This is a genomic window from Synechococcus sp. Cruz CV12-2-Slac-r (assembly GCF_024346075.1).
GTDB lineage: Bacteria > Cyanobacteriota > Cyanobacteriia > PCC-6307 > Cyanobiaceae > Synechococcus_D.
The window spans coordinates 1-2,143 of record NZ_JAGQEK010000222.1; the positions used below are offsets into that span (position 1 = coordinate 1).

Annotated in this window: 3 protein-coding genes; all 3 read right to left on the reverse strand. The window is 43.3% G+C overall.

Annotated features, from left to right (window positions below; all coding sequences use genetic code 11):
* Positions 1-976, reverse strand: a 976-nt coding sequence (locus KB557_RS10910) for a hypothetical protein (protein WP_255134136.1), incomplete at its 3' end; no start/stop codon positions are given.
* A 569-nt stretch (positions 977-1,545) separates the two neighbouring features.
* Positions 1,546-1,836 carry a hypothetical protein gene (locus KB557_RS10915; RefSeq protein WP_255134138.1) on the reverse strand — a complete coding sequence of 97 codons (291 nt, stop codon included), beginning with the start codon at positions 1,834-1,836 and terminating at the stop codon, positions 1,546-1,548.
* A gap of 19 nt (positions 1,837-1,855) precedes the next feature.
* Positions 1,856-2,143 (reverse strand): response regulator transcription factor (locus tag KB557_RS10920; RefSeq protein WP_255134140.1); only part of this gene is annotated, 288 nt, incomplete at its 5' end.

Here is a 2,143-nt window from a genome sequence, read left to right on the forward strand (position 1 = left end):
TAGTTGAATTCTTATCAAAATAACAATCGACACCTACCTGGGTAATTCTTTTAGAGCCATCAAGATTACCTCCTGCAATCTCAACTTTGAAGGGACCGCCAACCCAAATACTTGACCCTATAGGTGCAATATTAAAATCTAAGCCACGATCATCAAAGAACCAATTCTTACTCTGTCCAGTCTTCTCAAATGCTGAATTTTTACATGACGAGATAGCATCATTCTTAAGTTCAGAATTCTCGTAATACACACCCCACCGTGCCTTCTCTGCAGCTACCTTTTCCATCTCCCTCGCTTGTTCTTCACGCTTCCTAAGATCAACTTCAGATGAAAAAGCTTGGACCTTTGGGCGCAATCCAATGACTTGATGCTGCTGTTGCTTAGTAAGAACAATCTTGAAGCGAGGGTGGAGAGGCAGTGAGGTAACTTCACTTAAAATTTGCTTGTAAGTAACTTCGTTAATATCTGTACTTATTGCACGTCTCGCTTGACCTCTTAGGTATTCATCATCTGTTTTTTTCCGTTTAACTTGCTCAAGCGTTAATTTTTTTGTCTCAAGCAAACTTACTTGATTGTCTCGCAGCCAATATTTTTGCTCTGGTCCCAACAGAAAACTGGTAGACTTATCAAGTTCATTCAAAGTAGAGTAGGTGGCTGGCATAGCTATAACTTTATTAAAAAAAGTCTTGGTCGCTGAAGCCATTGGCGAGTATGGAGCGATCAAAGGGGCAAAAACCGTTGCCAAAGTTAAGTTCAATGCAACACAACCAATAGGACGGATAGCAGATAACCAAGAAATACTTCTGTCATACCCAGGTCGGCGTAAAGGAGAAATCTTAAGAGCCTTTTCTCTCTCGCTAAATGCAACAATTAGGTAATGAATTCGGGATATTGCAGCAACATCAAGAAAAGGGAGTAACAGTAAAAGAAATAACGCGCTGAATCCACCCTGAGCGATAATAATCCCAGTAAGCATTCCTTGACACGGCGAACTCAATAAGAACCAAGGTTGAATAGTGTCACTGTTGGACTTAGCGAGATTCGGAGCAGGAGGTTGAATAGTGTCGCTTATCTCGTCAGATGAGGGTCTGATAGTTCCCCGAATCCGGTCAGCCGAGGCTTGTAAAGCTTCGGCACTTAAGGGGTTGGGGAGTTGAGATTTGTTTACTCCGAAGGTGGGCATTTGGGGACCTTTGGGTTCACTATCTATTCTCAGCCCAATATATAGGATCTGTCACCCGACAAAAGTAGTGTGTCTTAGATCCCTATCAAACCTTTTCCCAATAGTCCACTCATTAGCGGAAGCCCTGTTGCTGACCTGGAGTTTCCGAAGATTGAGTTGACATAATCCCTGTTAGTGGTTTCTGCAATAAAAAGCTCAGCTGTTCCCTGTCCTTAAGCTGCTAATACACAGGTGTTGAATGCATGTAAAATCCAGATTAGTTTTGGGTTAGCTCTCGCTAAGGCTCTTTGCCTACTCCGCCGAAGCAACATATATATTGCCTGATAGGCAATAAAAAAGCCGGTGTTTAGCCGGCTTAAGAATCAATATGCGCGAGGGCAGAGTTCTTTTATTTCACCATAGATTACATTCGCTAAATAGCCTGGGTCACCACGCTGAACTAACATTTGGCGGAGCATCTCTTTGCCGCTCATACCATCCGCATTGGCTTGTGCAAAAACTCCACACATTTGAATTTTTTTGGTGTAGGACATCCCGCCGGCATTGGCTTGATTAGGCAGTGTGGCGAGGATGAGAAGTGAAGCAACGATGGCTTTGATCATATTTTTTTTGAGAACATGAACAGCATGTCTCCTCAAACTGTTGTAGGTCATCCAACAAATGTCGGGTTTCCTAGATCCCTGCTATACCATGCTCTATGGCCCACGCTGCAGCGGCAGCTCGGTTGCTGACCTGGAGTTTCGCGAGGATTGCGCTCACGTAATCCCTGGTCGTAGTTTCGGCAATAAAGAGCACAGCAGCTATCTCTTTATTTTTAAGGCCTTGCGCCAGCAGTGGGAGTATTTCCCGTTCTCTCTGGTTCAACTTATTCCAATCATTATTAATTTCTTGATTTGATATATTTTTAAGTAATGGATCAATATGATGACCCCCCTGGCAAATTGCTTCTAAGCAGGACAG

Coding starts and splice junctions, on each gene's coding strand:
- KB557_RS10915 (WP_255134138.1), bottom strand. CDS start 1,836: ATGACCTACAACAGTTTGAGGAGACATGCTGTTCATGTTCTCAAAAAA.